This window comes from Pseudomonas juntendi (assembly GCF_021560075.1).
Lineage (GTDB): Bacteria > Pseudomonadota > Gammaproteobacteria > Pseudomonadales > Pseudomonadaceae > Aquipseudomonas > Aquipseudomonas juntendi.
In genome coordinates this window covers 4,017,451-4,032,267 of the sequence record NZ_CP091088.1, presented here as the reverse complement: position 1 = coordinate 4,032,267, position 14,817 = coordinate 4,017,451, and the positions used below count along the sequence as shown (strand labels likewise).

Here is a 14,817-nt window from a genome sequence, read left to right as displayed (position 1 = left end):
TATTCACCGCTCAGCCGAATGGCCATTGCCCAGCATAGCCGCTAAAGGTTTTTCTGCAGGTTCTCGCGCAGGTCCAGCAACTCGGCCTGCAACTGCTGCAACTGCTCAAGGCTGCGACCGCTGGCCTTGAGGATGCACTGCGGCACTTCCTTGGCACGCTGCTGCAGGGCGCGGCCTTTGTCGGTGAGTTGCACCAGCACCACCCGTTCGTCCTCGCGGCTGCGGTTACGCTGTAGCAAGCCTTCGCTTTCCAGGCGCTTGAGCAGCGGGGTCAGCGAGCCCGGGTCGGTCAGCAGGTGCTGGCTGATTTCACCCACGGTCAGGCCGTCATGCTCCCACAGCACGAGCATGGCCAGGTATTGCGGGTAGGTCAGGCCCAGGGCCTGCAGCAGCGGTTTATAGACCTTGGTCATCAGCAACGAGGTGGAATGCAGGGCGAAACAGACCTGGTTGTCCAGCAGCAGCTCGTCACAGGAAGCTTGGGTGTCGGCGTTCATGCACGTCCTTGAAGGTAATCAATGGGAAATCCTGGCACGTTGAGCGTCACTGCACGCATCACTCGCGCAGTCCGCTGCGCAGGGCCAGGTCCCAGGGTGGAATCGGACTGAAGCGGCTCTTGAGAAATTCGAGCAGCAAACGGCTGCGAGAGTTCGTTTCATGTTCCAGGCGTAGCGCGTAAATGCCGCTGCTTTCAGCCTGGGGCAGGCCTGCGTCACAAAACAGTGGCACCAGTTCGCCGCGCAGCAGGTACTCGCTGATCAGCCAGGTGGGCAAATGGGCGATGCCCAGGCCCGCCAGCGCACCGAACAACAGGGTTTCGGCGTTATTGGCGGCCATGCGCATGCGGGCCGGGCGGTAAAGGCGGGTTTGCCCGGCGACCTCGAAACGCCACGCGTACGGGGGTGCCAGGCCGTCCCAGTCCAGGCCGTCATGGCCGGGCAGTTCGCTGGGGCAGCTGGGCATGCCGTGGCTGGCCAGATAGGTGGGGCTGGCGCAGGCAATGCGCACCATGTAGGCCAGTGGCGTGGCGACCAGGCGGGTATCGGCCAACGGGCCGGCACGCAACACCAGGTCCACTTCGCCCAGGTGGCTGCCATGCAGGTCGACAAAGCTGTCGATCAGGCGCAGCTGCACGTCCAGGCCCGGGTAGGCCAGCAGGAAGTCGGCAATGGCCGGGGCCAGGTGGCGGCGGCCGAACGCGGCGGGGGCGTCGATGCGGATCAGCCCTTCCGGTGCATTGCTCAGCGACACTGCCTCGGCACGGGCCAGGCGCAGTTCCTCGATGATGCGCCTGGCACGCTCGGCAAAGGCGTGGCCCGCCGGGGTCGCGCGCACGGCATGGGTGCTGCGGGTGAAGAGGCGGCTGCCAACGGCGCTTTCCAGGGCGTCAATGCGCCGCGCCACCGCAGACGGGGTCAGCGGGTAGCGGCGAGCGGCTGCAGAAAAACTGCCGCTTTGCAGCACGTCCAGGAACAGGCTTAGCTGCTCGGTGAGGGTATCGGGGCTCATGGTTGCCTTGCTTTTGCACAAAACGCATAGCCATTGTGCGCTGCTGTGCGTTTCCCCGCCAGCGCACACTGGTTAGCATGCCGCTATCAACTTTGCTGGCGAACGAGGCCCTGATGATCGAGTGGTTGCTGTATATCGTGCTGGGCGCTGCCCTGGGCACCATGGGGGGCCTGTTCGGCATAGGCGGTGGGCTGATCGCGATCCCGGCGCTGGGCGTGCTGTTCGGCCTGGACCAGCAACTGGCACAGGGTACTGCACTGGTCATGGTGGTGCCGAATGTGTTGCTGGCGTTGTGGCGTTATCACCAGCGCAACCGCATTGAGTTGCGCCACGCCGTGCCGCTGTCGTTGTGCAGTTTCGTGTTCGCCTGGCTGGGTTCGATCTGGGCCGTGGGGCTGGATGCGCATTCCATGCGCCTGGGCTTTGTCGGCTTTTTGGTGGCGCTGGCGGTGTGGAACGTGGCGCGGATGTTCATGAAAGTGGCGCCAGCCAGTGCCGAACTGCGTTATGCCTGGCCTTGGCTGGGGGTGCTGGGCAGCTTTGCCGGTACCATGGGCGGGCTGTTCGGGGTGGGTGGCGCCGTGGTAGCCACACCGATCCTGACCAGTGTGTTCGGCACTACCCAGGTGGTGGCCCAAGGGCTGTCGCTGGCATTGGCGGCGCCGAGCACCCTGGTGACTCTGGTGACCTATGGCGTGCATCACAGTGTTGACTGGGGGGTAGGGTTGCCGTTGGCGGTGGGCGGCCTGCTCAGTATCAGCTGGGGGTGAAGCTGGCCCATGCGCTGCCAGAGAAGGTGCTACGGGCGATGTTCTGCGTGTTCCTGGTGGTGTGTGCGGTGATGCTCGGGTTCGAGCTTTGAGCGTTTGACCGCGCCGGTGGGGGCGAGCGCCGCGTAGGCGGCGCTTCGCGGCACCAGGCCGAGGGGGTATGGCGCCGAGGGTCAGCGCCGCACTTGCTTCAGTGTTTCGGCAATCAGGAACGCCAGCTCCAGCGACTGGTCGGCATTCATCCGTGGGTCGCAGTGAGTGTGGTAGCGGTCTGACAGGGCATCTTCGGTGATCGGCCGTGCGCCACCGATGCACTCGGTCACATTCTGCCCGGTCATCTCGATATGAATGCCGCCGGCATGGCTGCCTTCGGCCTGGTGCACCTGGAAGAACTGCTTCACCTCGTCGAGGATCTGCGCAAAATCACGGGTCTTGTAGCCACTGCTGGCCTTGATGGTATTGCCGTGCATGGGGTCGGAGCTCCACAGCACCTTGCGCCCCTCGCGCTCTACGCAGCGGATCAGCCCTGGCAGGTGGTCGCCGACCTTGCCCGCGCCCATGCGTACGATCAGGTTCAGGCGCCCTGGGTCGTTGGCCGGGTTGAGGGTGTCGATCAGGCGGAGCAGTTCCTCGGGGTTCATGCTGGGGCCGACCTTGACCCCGATCGGGTTGTGCACCCCACGCAGGAACTCGACATGGGCGCCGTCCAACTGGCGAGTGCGGTCGCCGATCCACAGCATGTGCGCCGAGCAGTCGTAGTAGTCGCCGGTCAGGCTGTCCTGGCGCACGAAGGCCTCTTCATAGTTCAGCAGCAGCGCTTCGTGGGCGGTGAAGAAGCTGGTTTCACGCAGCTGCGGCGCGCTGTCCAGGCCACAGGCACGCATGAACGCCAGGGTTTCGTCGATGCGGTTGGCCAACTGGTGGTACTTGTCGGCCAGCGCCGAGTTGGCGATGAAGTCCAGGTTCCACTTGTGCACCTGGTGCAGGTCGGCAAAACCGCCCTGGGCGAAGGCCCGCAACAGGTTGAGGCTGGCGGTGGCCTGGTGGTAGGCCTGCAGCAGGCGCTCCGGGTCCGGGATGCGGCTGTTGGCGTCGAAGCCGATGCCGTTGACGATGTCGCCCCGGTAAGCGGGCAGGGTGACGGTGCCGATGGTTTCATCGCCCGCCGAGCGTGGCTTGGCGAACTGCCCGGCCATGCGCCCGACCTTGACCACCGGGCAGCCCGCGGCAAACGTCATGACGATGGCCATTTGCAGCAGCACCTTGAAGGTGTCGCGGATTTTTGCCGCTGAAAACTCGGCGAAGCTCTCGGCGCAGTCGCCGCCTTGCAGCAGGAACGCGCGGCCTTCGGTCACTTCGGCAAACTGCCGGCGCAGTTCGCGCGCTTCCCCGGCGAACACCAGCGGCGGGTAGCTGGCCAGGGTCTGTTCGACCTTCAGCAGGTGCGCGGCATCGGGGTAGGTCGGTTGCTGCTGGATCGGCAGGGCGCGCCAGCTGTCGGGGCTCCACGGTTGGTTCATGTCAGGCTCGTTCTGATCGGTTGTCGGCTGGCGGCCATGGTAACAGTTGGCGCTGCGCTTGTTGCATCGGGGGTGTTGGCGGACAATGCGCGTTTTTGTGCGGGCGGGTGCAGGCATGGCGACGGAACGGCAAGAGCGGCTACTGGCGCGGGTGGAAGATGCCTTTGGCGTCATCAGCGTGTACGAAGTGGACGACTACCGCTTTCTGGAATTCGGCGATGCCATCGAGCAAAGCTGCGTGTTCACTGCCGACCCCAGCTGGTTGGAGTACGACTACACCCGCGCCATGCTGGTCGGCGCGTTGTGCCATGAACAGCCGGAAAGCGCGCTCTTCCTGGGCCTTGGCGCGGGCACGCTGACCCAGGCCTGCATGAAGTTCCTGCCGCTGGACGATATCGAAGCCATCGAGCTGCGCCCGGACGTCCCGCGCCTGGCCATGCAGTACCTGGGCCTGGACGACGACCCGCGGCTGTACGTGCGCATTGGCGATGCGCTGGAGCTGCTGCCCAGCGCAGAAAAGGCCGACCTGTTGTTCGTTGACCTGTACACCGACCATGGGCCGGGGGTAGGGCACCTGGCGTGGAACTTCCTGGCGAGCTGCCAGCAGCAACTCAACCCGGGCGGCTGGCTGGTGATCAACCAGTGGGCCACCGATGATGGCAAGCCGCTGGGGGCAGCGTTGCTGCGCGGCTTGTACCACCGCCATTACTGGGAACTGCCGGTGAAGGAGGGCAATGTGATTCTGCTGGTGCCGGCGGATCTGGAGCAGACCCTGGACATGGAAAGCTTGCGGGCCCGGGCGCAGGCGCTGGCGCCACGATTGGGCTACAGCCTCGAGGGTTTGATCCGCGAGATTCGGCCGGCTACCTGAATGGCAGGTGCCGCCGTAGCCGTGGCGATCCCTGTAGGAGCGGCCTTGTGTCGCGAAAGGGGCGCGCAGCGGCCCCACATTTTCAGCTTCGCTGCGGATATTGCCGGGGCCGCTCTGCGCCCCTTTCGCGACACAAGGCCGCTCCTACGGGGAACGTGGCAGCGTCAGGGATTATCGTTTCAGCCCCTGAAAATATTCCTCACCTAACCGTACATTTCAGGTATAGTACGCGCCGGTCTTTTAGCGGACCTCAAAATCAGGTGGTGCAAATCCTCCGAGTCCAGCTTCGGCTGCACGTCCGCTAGGCGGACCTTCCCAAGTTTTCTTTTTCAATCGTTTTCGCAAATCCCCGCCGCCAAAGCTGCCTGGGTGACCTGACGGTCTTTCAAGGCATGTGCAGCTTTGGAGCATGGGTCTTTGCGGATGCACCTAGAGGCAGACCCATGACCCAGGAAACCGGCGGCTTCGCCGCTCTCGATCTCAACCCGAATATCGTTGCTGCCGTAGTGGCTACCGGCTATGAAGAGCCGTCCGCCATTCAGCAGCAATCTATCCCGATCATCCTCGCCGGTCATGACATGATCGGCCAGGCGCAGACTGGCACCGGCAAGACCGCTGCCTTCGCCCTGCCGATCCTCAACAAGATCGATGTGAGCAAGCGCGAACCGCAAGCCCTGATCCTGGCGCCAACCCGTGAGTTGGCGCTGCAAGTTGCTACCGCTTTCGAAACCTACGCCAAGCAGATGCCAGGCGTGAACGTGGTTGCTGTGTACGGTGGTGCCCCAATGGGCCCACAGCTGCGCGCCATCCGCAACGGCGCGCAAATCGTCGTCGCCACCCCGGGCCGTCTGTGCGACCACCTGCGTCGCGACGAAAAAGTCCTGTCGACCGTGCAGTACCTGGTACTGGACGAAGCCGACGAGATGCTCAAGCTGGGCTTCATGGACGACCTCGAAGTGATCTTCGACGCCATCCCTGCTACCCGCCAGACCGTGCTGTTCTCCGCCACCCTGCCGTCGTCGATCCGTTCGATCGCCGAGCGCCACCTGCGCGAACCCAAGCACGTCAAGATCCAGAGCAAGACCCAGACCGTTACCGCGATCGATCAGGCCCACCTGATGGTCCACGCCGACCAGAAGATCCCGGCTGTACTGCGTCTGCTGGAAGTGGAAGAGTTCGACGCGCTGATCGCCTTCGTGCGCACCAAGCAAGCCACCCTGGACCTGGCTGCCGCGCTGGAAGCCAAGGGCTACAAGGCTGCTGCGCTGAACGGCGACATCGCCCAGAACCAGCGTGAGCGCGTGATCGACTCGCTCAAGGATGGCCGCCTGGACATCGTTGTCGCCACCGACGTGGCGGCCCGTGGCCTGGACGTACCGCGCATCACTCACGTATTCAACGTTGACATGCCGTACGACCCGGAGTCCTACGTGCACCGTATCGGCCGTACCGGCCGTGCCGGTCGCGAAGGCCGTGCGCTGCTGCTGGTCACGCCACGTGAGCGCCGCATGCTGCAGGTGATCGAGCGTGTAACCGGGCAGAAGGTTGCCGAAGCGCGCCTGCCGAACGCCCAGGCGGTGCTCGATGCGCGCATCAAGAAGCTGACCAACAGCCTGGCGCCACTGGTTGCCGAGGCTGAAGCCACCCATGGTGACCTGTTCGACCGCCTGACCAACGACCTGGGTTGCAGCGCCCGTGCCCTGGCCTCGGCCCTGCTGCGCAAGGCCACCAACGGCCAGGCGCTGGACCTGGCGGCGGTAGAGCGTGAGCAGCCGCTGGTGCCGAGCTTCGCCCCGCGTGGTGAGCGTACCGAACGTGGTGAGCGCAGCGAGCGCCCTGACCGCGGCGACCGCGAGCGTCGTGCGCCGCTGCCGCTGGCCGAAGGCCGCGTGCGTTGCCGTACCGCCCTGGGTGCCCGTGACGGCATCGCCGCCAAGAACCTGCTGGGCGCGATCCTCAACGAGGGCGGCCTGGCGCGTGACGCGATCGGTCGTATCCAGGTGCGCGACAGCTTCAGCCTGGTCGAGCTGCCGGAAGATGGCCTCGAGAAGCTGCTGTCCAAGCTCAAGGACACCCGCGTGGCCGGCAAGCAGCTGAAGCTGCGCCGCTACCGCGAGGATTGATCCTGGCGCAATGAAAAATCCCCGGCCTTGGCTGGGGATTTTTTTGCCTGTGCCATGGTGGGGTTGCGCGGCAGCCCCCCGCAATCGTCAGTCGAACCGGTAGATGTCCATCCCCAGCGCCCCCAAGGTAAAGCCTTGGTGCACAACGCCAAACTGCCCCCCCGCCCCAAGGGCAAAAAACAGCGGCAACAAATGCTCATCGCTCGGGTGGTTGCGCACTGCAAACGGCGCCTGTTGCCGATAAGCCAGCAATCCCTCCCGGTCATCAGCCCGCAGTTTTTCCACTACCCAATCTCGAAACGCCAACGCCCACGGCTCGATCACGTCGGGCCCGGCATGCCAGTCCAGCTCGCCAAGGTTATGGGTAATGCTGCCCGAACCCACCAGCAGCACGCCCTCCTGGCGTAGCCCCGCCAGTGCCTGGCCAACCTTCACTTGCAGCGCCGGGCCCATCTGGGTGGGCAGCGAAACCTGCACCACCGGGATGCTCGCATCGGGGTACATCAACGACAACGGCACCCAGGCGCCATGGTCGAACGGCCGCTGCGGGTCGAGGCGCGCGGCCAGCCCGGCGCCCTGCAACAGCTCGCCGACCCGGCCGGCGAGGGCAGGGTCACCGGGCGCAGGGTACTGCACCGCATACAAGGCCGGTGGGAAGCCGTAGAAGTCATGCCAGGTTTCTGGGTGTGCGCCACCGGTGATCAGCAGCTCGCGGCTTTCCCAGTGCGCCGACACCAGCACAATGGCTTGTGGCCGCGGCAGTGCGTTGGCGAGCCCTGCCAGCGCCGGGCCGCTGGCGCCGGGTTGCAGGGCAAGCATGGGGGAGCCGTGGGAAATGAACAGGCTGGGCAGCATGGCGGGGTCCTGAAGGTTAAGATGCACTCATCTTCGATCAACTAAAGATCGAAATCCAAACCAACTTTTACTGGCGAACCATCTAAAAATCGGGAGTGTTCATGGAACCAGCGTTCTGGCAGCAACGGTGGGCCGACAACCAGATCGGCTTCCACCAGGCGCAGGTGAACCCGTATCTGCAGCGGTACTGGCCAACATTGCAGCAGGTGCCCGGCAGCCGCGTGCTGGTGCCACTGTGCGGCAAAAGCCTCGATCTGGCCTGGTTGGCCGGGCAGGGGCACCGGGTATTGGGCGTGGAGCTTTCGCGGCGGGCCGTGGAGAGTTTCTTCCGCGAGCATGGGCTTGAGGCCGAGGTGCGGCAGCGTGGCGACTTTGAAGTATGGCGCAGTGGCGACGTGGAGCTGTGGTGTGGGGACTTCTTTGCCCTGCAGGCAGAAGATGTCGGCGACTGCGCGGGCCTGTACGACCGCGCGGCGCTGATTGCCCTGCCGCCGCCCATGCGTGCGCGCTACGCGCACGCCCTGTCGGCGTTGTTGCCAGCCGGGTGCCTTGGCTTGGTGGTGACGTTGGATTACGACCAGTCGCTGCTGGCCGGGCCGCCGTTTTCGGTGGCGGATCAGGAGCTGAGGCAGGGCTTTGCGGGCTGGCAGGTGGATGAACTGGAGCAGGCGCAGGTGCTCGGGGAAAGTCCGAAGTTTCTGCAGGCCGGGGCATCCAGTGTGTTGGAGCGGGTCTACCGGGTCTGCCGGCTCTAGCGCGGGTAAGCCTGCACAGGCAGGCACAAAAAAGGGCGACCGAAGTCGCCCTTGCTTACCCGGTGGATCAACCGCGACGGCGCAGGGCCTCGATACGGTCTTCCAGCGGCGGGTGGCTCATCAGCAAGCCGGCCAGGCCGTGCTTGAGGCCGCCGTTGATGCCGAAGGCCTTGAGCGTGTCCGGCATGTGCACCGGCAGGCCTTGTTCCACCCGCAGGCGCTGCAGGGCGCCGATCATCGCCGAAGTGCCGGCCAGTTGTGCACCGGCTTCGTCGGCGCGGTATTCGCGGCGGCGCGAGAACCACATGACGATCATGCTGGCCAGGATGCCCAATACCAACTCGGCAACGATGGTTGCCACGTAGTAGGCGATGCCCTGGCCTTCTTCGTTCTTGAAGATGACCTTGTCGACGAAATTACCGATGATCCGGGCGAAGAACATCACGAAGGTGTTCACCACGCCCTGAACCAGCGCCAGGGTAACCATGTCGCCGTTGGCCACGTGGCCGATTTCGTGGGCCAGTACCGCACGCACTTCGTCGGGCGAGAAACGCTCCAGCAAGCCCTGGGACACCGCTACCAGTGCGTCGTTACGGTTCCAGCCGGTGGCGAAGGCGTTTGCCTCGTAGGCCGGGAAAATGCCCACTTCAGGCATTTTGATGCCCGCTTCCCGGGACAGCTCCTCGACCGTTTGCAACAGCCACTGCTCGTGGCGGGTGCGCGGCTGGGTGATGATCTGGGTGCCGGTGGTCATCTTCGCCATCCACTTGGAGATGAACAGCGAGACGAGGGAGCCGGCGAAGCCGAACACGGCGCAGAACACCAGTAGGCTGCTGAGGTTCAGGTCGACCCCGTTGGCGGCCATGAACCCGTTGAAACCGAACAGGCTCAGGGTAATGCTTGCAACCAGCACCACCGCGAGGTTGGTGGCTACAAACAACAGAATGCGCATCATGGTTGTTACGTTCTCCTGACGGATGAATTGTCGCTTACTGCGGGGTATATAAGGGGCCTGGGGTGCCGTTTCAATCGGGGGACTATTTCAAACTGTGTACGGCGGAGTATGGCAGAGGATGACGCGTGGGCAGTGGGATAGAGCGTTGCAGGATGTAAGAAACAGGTGGCGCAGATAACCGGGCTGCTTTGCAGCCCATCTCCGGCAAGCCAGCTCGCACAGGGACCTCACAAAATTCAGGCCTGTGATAACCCTGTGGCTGGCTCCCATAAGCACTCCCCAATCCTCAGGCCTGTGGTGATCCTGTGGGAGATTCTATGGTTCCTGGCAAGGGTAGCCGGAGCATCTTCAGCGCCTGTGAGATCGAGCGCCGCCCGCGCGGCGCAATCGCGAGCTGCGCTCGCTCCTACGTTTGTTTCGGGCCAATTATTCCTGTGGGATTCGCGCGCGAACGCCTTGGTGCATGCCTCAATATCGCGCCGTACAAACAAGGCGGCCGCGCGCGCCTGTCACAGGCGTTACTGGCCCGAAACAAACGTAGGAGCGAGCGCAGCTCGCGATTGCGCCGCGCGGGCGGCGCTCGCTCCAACAGGCGCTGCATACCTTGTGGCAAACACCTGTTAGCCCTGACACGATCCCTGTGGGAGCTGGCTTGCCGGCGATGAGGCCGTTACTTACTGCGAGTAAGTGCGCAGGAAATTGCCGATCCGCCCAATTGCCGCTTCCAGGTCATCGACCCGCGGCAAGGTCACCACGCGGAAGTGGTCCGGCCACGGCCAGTTGAACGCGGTACCCTGAACGATCAGCAGCTTCTCCGACAGCAGCAGGTCAAGAGCGAACTTCTCGTCATTGAGGATCGGGCACACCTTCGGGTCGATCCGCGGGAACGCATACAGCGCACCCATCGGCTTCACGCAGCTTACCCCAGGGATGTCATTCAGCAGTTCATAGGTGCGGTTGCGCTGCTCCAGCAGGCGCCCAGGTGGCAGCACCAGGTCATTGATGCTCTGGTAACCGCCCAGCGCGGTCTGGATGGCATGCTGCGCCGGCACGTTGGCACACAGGCGCATGTTGGCCAGCATGTCGATGCCTTCGATGTAGCTTTGCGCATGGTGCTTGGGCCCGGAAATGATCAGCCAGCCAGAGCGGAAGCCCGCCACCCGGTACGACTTGGACAGGCCGTTGAAGGTCAGGCACAGCAGGTCTGGCGCCAGCGAGGCGGTGCTGATGTGCACGGCTTCGTCGTACAGGATCTTGTCGTAGATCTCGTCGGAGAACACCACCAGGTTGTGCTGGCGGGCCAGCGCCAGCATGCCCAGCAGCAACTCCCTGGAATACACCGCGCCCGTCGGGTTGTTCGGGTTGATGATCACCAGGGCCTTGGTGTTCGGGGTGATCTTGGCCTTGATGTCCTCCAGGTCGGGGAACCAGTCGGCCTGCTCGTCGCACAGGTAGTGCACCGGCTTGCCGCCGGCCAGGCTCACGGCAGCGGTCCACAGTGGGTAATCGGGCGCGGGGATCAGCACCTCGTCACCGTTGTTGAGCAACGCCTGCATCGACATCACGATCAGCTCGGAGACGCCGTTGCCGAGGTAGATATCCTCGATGGTGACACCTTCAATCTCTTTCTGCTGGCAGTACTGCATCACCGCCTTGCGTGCACTGAACAGGCCCTTGGAGTCGCTGTAGCCCTGCGCGGTGGGCAGGTTGCGGATCACATCCTGGAGAATTTCGTCGGGCGCCTCGAAGCCGAAGGGCGCTGGGTTGCCGATGTTCAGCTTGAGGATGCGGTGGCCTTCCTCTTCCAGGCGCTTGGCGTGCTTGAGCACTGGGCCGCGAATGTCATAGCAGACATTGGCGAGCTTGTTCGATTTGCTGAACTGCATGATGGGATCCCGATTGAGAATACGCGCTACGCCCCGCCGAAAGGTTTGAAAGGGCAGGAAGCGGGTGACAGACTGAACGCCTGGCACACGAAGCCACCTAATATACGTGCCGCCCGCGCCCTGGAAAAGACGGCGTGGGGTGAATTTCAGCCTGCCGAGGTTCCTGCATGAAAAAGATCGAGAAAACCCTGGAAGAATGGCGGTCGATGCTCGACCCCGAGCAGTACCAGGTTTGCCGCTTGAAGGGCACCGAACGGCCGTTCAGCGGCAAGTACAACAGCGAGCGCCGCGACGGCATTTACCATTGCATCTGCTGCAGCCTGCCGTTGTTCGACGCCCAGACCAAGTTCGATTCCGGCTGTGGCTGGCCGAGCTTCTACGCGCCGATCGAAGACAGCGCGATGATCGAGATCCGCGACACCTCCCATGGCATGATCCGTACCGAAGTCACCTGTGCCCGCTGCGATGCGCACCTGGGCCACGTGTTCCCCGACGGCCCGCCACCGACTGGCCTGCGCTACTGCATCAACTCGGTGTGCATCGACTTGCGCCCGCGCGACTGACCGGAGCCCGACCATGGCTGGATCGATACTGGACATTCCCTGCGTGACCCTGGGCGGCGAGCACAAGACCCTCGGCGACTACCCCGGCAAGGCGTTGCTGGTGGTCAATACCGCCAGCCAGTGCGGCTTTACCCCCCAGTACAAGGGGCTGGAGCAACTGTGGCAGGCCTACCGCGGGCGTGGCCTGGTAGTGCTGGGCTTTCCGTGCAACCAGTTCGGCCAGCAGGAGCCGGGCGAGGCGCGGGAAATTGCGCAGTTCTGCGAACGCAATTTCGGCGTGAGCTTCCCGCTGTTCCGCAAGGTGGACGTCAACGGCCCCGGCACCCACCCGTTGTATGTCGAACTGAAGCAGCGTGCCCCAGGCTTGCTTGGCTCGCAGAAGGTCAAGTGGAACTTCACCAAGTTCCTGCTCGACCCGGCCAGTGGCCAGGTCACGCGTTATGCGCCTTTCACCAAGCCGCAGGCACTGGAAGCGGACATCGAGCGCCTGCTCAGCCGCTGAGCGGCACCCAGTGGTCGACCAGCGCCAGCAGCTCTTCGCGGCGGAACGGTTTGGCCAGGTAGTCGTTCATGCCCGCGGCCCGGCAGCGCTCGCGCTCTTCGGGCATGGCGTTGGCGGTGAGGGCGACGATGGGCAGGTGCGGCCAGCGGCCGCTCTGGCGAATGCGCCGGCTGGCCTCGTAGCCGTCCATCACCGGCATGTTGCAGTCCATCAGCACCAGGTCGAAGGGTTGCCGTTCCAGCGCCGCCAGGGCCTCGGCGCCCTGGGTTGCCAGTTCGACCTGGCAACCGAGCTTGGCCAGCATCCCCTTGGCCACCAGCTGGTTCACCGGGTTGTCTTCTACCAACAAGATGCGCGCGCGGCCTTCGCCCTGGGTCACGGGCGGCGTGGCCAGCGGGTGTTCCGGCTCATGGCCTTGCAAGGTTCGGCGCAGGGTCTGGTACAAGGCGTTGCGCGCCAGCGGGCGGGCCAGCTGGTGCAGCGGTGCCAAAGCCAGCGACTGCTCTTGGGAAAGGAAGTTGCCGTAGGCGGTAACCAGTAGGATCGGCGCTTGCAGGGCCGGGCGCAGTTCGAATAGATGGTCCACGTCATCGGTTATCAACAGGTCGAACGCGGTGGCCTGCAGGGCCATGCGGCTGTCGTGCCGCTGGTAGCTCAAGCCCCAGGCGGGCAACACGCGCTGCAAGAGCTCGTGCAGCCCGCTGCCCGCCGCACTGAGGGCGGCCACGCGGCCTTGCAGGGGCTGTGGCGGGATGGCTTCAGTGTGCGCAGCCAGCGGCAGCTCGGCGGTGAAGCAACTGCCAAAGCCCGCTTCGGAGCTTATCTGCAGGTGCCCCTGCATGGCTTTGCACAGGTTGCGGGTCAGGGCCAGGCCAAGGCCGGTGCCGCCGTACTGGCGGGTGATCCCGGCGCCGGCCTGGGTGAAGGGCTGGAAGATGCGCACCTGGGCCTCTTCAGGGATGCCGATGCCCGTGTCACGCACTTGCAGGCGCACGCCGCCGGCAATGCGCTCAAGGCGTATATCGACGCGGCCGAAGCGGGTGAACTTCAAGGCATTGGACAGCAGGTTGCTGACGATCTGCCGCACCCGCGTGGGGTCGCCCAGCACGCTGCTGGGGAAGTCGCCGGCGATCAGGCAGGTCAGCTCCACGCTCTGTGCGGTGTTCTGCGACAGCAGGTTGGCGGTGTCTTCGACCATCGAGCCCATGTCGAAGGCAATGCGCTCCAGTTCCAGCTGGCCGGCGTCGAACTTGGACAGGTCGAGAATATCGTTCAGCAGTTCGACCAGTACCTTGCCCGAGTCGTGGGCAATCGCCAGCTGCTGGCGTTGCTCGCTGGGCAACGGGTTATCCAGCGCCAGGGCGATCATGCCGAGCATGCCGTTGAGCGGGGTGCGGATTTCGTGGCTCATGTTGGCAAGGAAGGCGGCGCGGGCCTGGGCCATGTCCAGCGCCCGCCGGCGGGCCTGTTCCAGCTCCTGGTTGGTCAGGCTCAGGCTGCTGTTGCTGGCCTTCAGCTCGTTGGTGCGTGCCGAGACGATGTCTTCCAGCTCGTTGAGGTACTGGGTCAGGCGGTTTTCCGCGGTGCGCCGCTGCTCGATTTCGGTGGCCATGCTGACGAACTGTTGGTTGGCCACTTTCACCAGCACGCCGATTTCATCAAGTTCGTGGCCGTGCGGGCATTCCAGGCGGGTTTGCCGGGGTTTGCGCGGGTCGCTGCCGCTGAGCGCACTGATAACGGTGACCAGTGGCTTGGTCAACATCAGGTAGAACAGTGCCAGCAGCAGGCCTGTCAGCACCAGGCTGCGGGCAAAACCGTTGAGCAGGGTGATGCCGGCACGGTCGAGAAAGCGGCTGCCGAAGGCGAAGGTGTCGACGTCCAGGTACAGGGTGCCAAGGTATTCCTCGGGCATATGGGTAAGGTACAGGCTTTCGCTCAACTGGCGCTGTTCGCCGAACAGGAAGTCGCTCAGCGGCCGTAGACGGTCTTGCAGGCGTGGGCGCTCGACATCGGCCAGGACCGTCTGGTTGTTGTCGATCAGCCGTGCGCGGATCACCGCCGGCGACTGCAGCAGGCCGCGGGTCAGTTCCAGGGCCAGTTCCGAGTCGATGTTGTAGGCGATACGCGAGGCCGGGTTGTGGCTGATTTGCAGCAAGGCCCGCACTTCACGGTTGATGGATGCGTCTACGCTGGCATAATCGATGCCGATCTGGATGAGACTGAGCAATGTTCCCAGGATGAAGCCGACCAGGACTGTCAACCGGGCTTGCTTGTATGACAGGCGATTGGTGAACTTGATATCCATGAGTTCCGAGCTGGTTTCCCATTCCTTGCGCTGCGCAAGCATAGCCGATCATCCCCGGCTGCTGGTGGGTCTGTCTGTTCATTTCAGTTGATCGCCAAGCGGGGGCCGCTTTGCGCCCCTTCGCGGGCCCCAGGCCAAACACAATCCTTGTAGGAGCGGGCAAGCCCGCGAAGGGGCGCGCAGCGGCCCCAAAAAACTGAAAT

At 64.1% G+C, this 14,817-nt stretch carries 11 protein-coding genes and 2 pseudogenes; 6 read left to right on the top strand and 7 right to left on the bottom strand.

Annotated features, from left to right (window positions below; translation table 11 throughout):
- Positions 1-41 precede the first annotated feature (41 nt).
- The gene (locus L1P09_RS18730; protein ID WP_009685225.1) at positions 42-497 is read right to left on the bottom strand and encodes a MarR family winged helix-turn-helix transcriptional regulator; all 456 of its coding nucleotides are present in this window, start codon (positions 495-497) and stop codon (positions 42-44) included.
- A 58-nt stretch (positions 498-555) separates the two neighbouring features.
- Complete coding sequence (locus tag L1P09_RS18725; RefSeq protein WP_235767979.1) at positions 556-1,509, bottom strand: LysR family transcriptional regulator; 954 nt, start codon at positions 1,507-1,509, stop codon at positions 556-558.
- A 113-nt stretch (positions 1,510-1,622) separates the two neighbouring features.
- On the opposite strand from L1P09_RS18725, the pseudogene L1P09_RS18720 reads away from it, so the two are divergent.
- Positions 1,623-2,371 (top strand): annotated as a pseudogene (locus L1P09_RS18720) (sulfite exporter TauE/SafE family protein).
- A gap of 81 nt (positions 2,372-2,452) precedes the next feature.
- Here the strand turns inward: L1P09_RS18720 and L1P09_RS18715 are convergent.
- Positions 2,453-3,799 carry a class II 3-deoxy-7-phosphoheptulonate synthase gene (locus L1P09_RS18715; protein ID WP_235767978.1) on the bottom strand — a complete coding sequence of 449 codons (1,347 nt, stop codon included), beginning with the start codon at positions 3,797-3,799 and terminating at the stop codon, positions 2,453-2,455.
- A 115-nt stretch (positions 3,800-3,914) separates the two neighbouring features.
- Between L1P09_RS18715 and L1P09_RS18710 the strand changes: the two genes are divergently transcribed.
- Both L1P09_RS18710 and L1P09_RS18705 read left to right on the top strand, forming a co-directional pair.
- Entirely contained in the window at positions 3,915-4,670 is a 756-nt protein-coding gene (locus tag L1P09_RS18710; protein WP_054905500.1) for a spermidine synthase, read from the top strand.
- A gap of 409 nt (positions 4,671-5,079) precedes the next feature.
- Positions 5,080-6,793: pseudogene (locus L1P09_RS18705) on the top strand (DEAD/DEAH box helicase).
- Between the two features lie 87 nt (positions 6,794-6,880).
- Here L1P09_RS18705 and L1P09_RS18700 read toward each other — a convergent pair.
- Positions 6,881-7,648 carry a DODA-type extradiol aromatic ring-opening family dioxygenase gene (locus L1P09_RS18700; RefSeq protein ID WP_192440726.1) on the bottom strand — a complete coding sequence of 256 codons (768 nt, stop codon included), beginning with the start codon at positions 7,646-7,648 and terminating at the stop codon, positions 6,881-6,883.
- 101 nt (positions 7,649-7,749) lie between these two features.
- Here L1P09_RS18700 and L1P09_RS18695 point away from each other — a divergent pair, with 101 nt between their 5' ends.
- A complete protein-coding gene (locus tag L1P09_RS18695) occupies positions 7,750-8,403 on the top strand; it encodes a thiopurine S-methyltransferase (RefSeq protein ID WP_232892542.1) in 654 nt (217 codons plus the stop codon).
- 67 nt (positions 8,404-8,470) lie between these two features.
- Here L1P09_RS18695 and htpX read toward each other — a convergent pair whose 3' ends face one another.
- The gene (gene htpX, locus L1P09_RS18690) at positions 8,471-9,358 is read right to left on the bottom strand and encodes a protease HtpX (protein ID WP_047150248.1); all 888 of its coding nucleotides are present in this window, start codon (positions 9,356-9,358) and stop codon (positions 8,471-8,473) included.
- Between the two features lie 674 nt (positions 9,359-10,032).
- Positions 10,033-11,244: a pyridoxal phosphate-dependent aminotransferase gene (locus L1P09_RS18685; RefSeq protein WP_009682838.1), complete on the bottom strand. Its 1,212-nt coding sequence runs from the start codon at positions 11,242-11,244 to the stop codon at positions 10,033-10,035.
- A gap of 167 nt (positions 11,245-11,411) precedes the next feature.
- Between L1P09_RS18685 and msrB the strand changes: the two genes are divergently transcribed.
- Both msrB and L1P09_RS18675 read left to right on the top strand, forming a co-directional pair.
- Positions 11,412-11,807, top strand: a complete 396-nt coding sequence (gene msrB, locus L1P09_RS18680; RefSeq protein WP_009682839.1) for a peptide-methionine (R)-S-oxide reductase MsrB — start codon at positions 11,412-11,414, stop codon at positions 11,805-11,807.
- Between the two features lie 13 nt (positions 11,808-11,820).
- Positions 11,821-12,309, top strand: a complete 489-nt coding sequence (locus tag L1P09_RS18675; RefSeq protein ID WP_009682840.1) for a glutathione peroxidase — start codon at positions 11,821-11,823, stop codon at positions 12,307-12,309.
- Here L1P09_RS18675 and L1P09_RS18670 read toward each other — a convergent pair.
- Complete coding sequence (locus tag L1P09_RS18670) at positions 12,299-14,656, bottom strand: hybrid sensor histidine kinase/response regulator (protein ID WP_054906257.1); 2,358 nt, start codon at positions 14,654-14,656, stop codon at positions 12,299-12,301. The two genes, L1P09_RS18675 and L1P09_RS18670, sit on opposite strands and share 11 nt — an antisense overlap.
- Positions 14,657-14,817: the final 161 nt, after the last annotated feature.

Bases quoted from the DNA above. Each gene is read 5' to 3' on its own strand.
- L1P09_RS18725 (WP_235767979.1), bottom strand. From the start codon at position 1,509: ATGAGCCCCGATACCCTCACCGAGCAGCTAAGCCTGTTCCTGGACGTG.
- htpX (WP_047150248.1), bottom strand. From the start codon at position 9,358: ATGATGCGCATTCTGTTGTTTGTAGCCACCAACCTCGCGGTGGTGCTG.
- msrB (WP_009682839.1), top strand. From the start codon at position 11,412: ATGAAAAAGATCGAGAAAACCCTGGAAGAATGGCGGTCGATGCTCGAC.
- L1P09_RS18715 (WP_235767978.1), bottom strand. From the start codon at position 3,799: ATGAACCAACCGTGGAGCCCCGACAGCTGGCGCGCCCTGCCGATCCAG.
- L1P09_RS18695 (WP_232892542.1), top strand. From the start codon at position 7,750: ATGGAACCAGCGTTCTGGCAGCAACGGTGGGCCGACAACCAGATCGGC.
- L1P09_RS18700 (WP_192440726.1), bottom strand. From the start codon at position 7,648: ATGCTGCCCAGCCTGTTCATTTCCCACGGCTCCCCCATGCTTGCCCTG.
- L1P09_RS18730 (WP_009685225.1), bottom strand. From the start codon at position 497: ATGAACGCCGACACCCAAGCTTCCTGTGACGAGCTGCTGCTGGACAAC.
- L1P09_RS18685 (WP_009682838.1), bottom strand. From the start codon at position 11,244: ATGCAGTTCAGCAAATCGAACAAGCTCGCCAATGTCTGCTATGACATT.
- L1P09_RS18675 (WP_009682840.1), top strand. From the start codon at position 11,821: ATGGCTGGATCGATACTGGACATTCCCTGCGTGACCCTGGGCGGCGAG.
- L1P09_RS18710 (WP_054905500.1), top strand. From the start codon at position 3,915: ATGGCGACGGAACGGCAAGAGCGGCTACTGGCGCGGGTGGAAGATGCC.
- L1P09_RS18670 (WP_054906257.1), bottom strand. From the start codon at position 14,656: ATGCTTGCGCAGCGCAAGGAATGGGAAACCAGCTCGGAACTCATGGAT.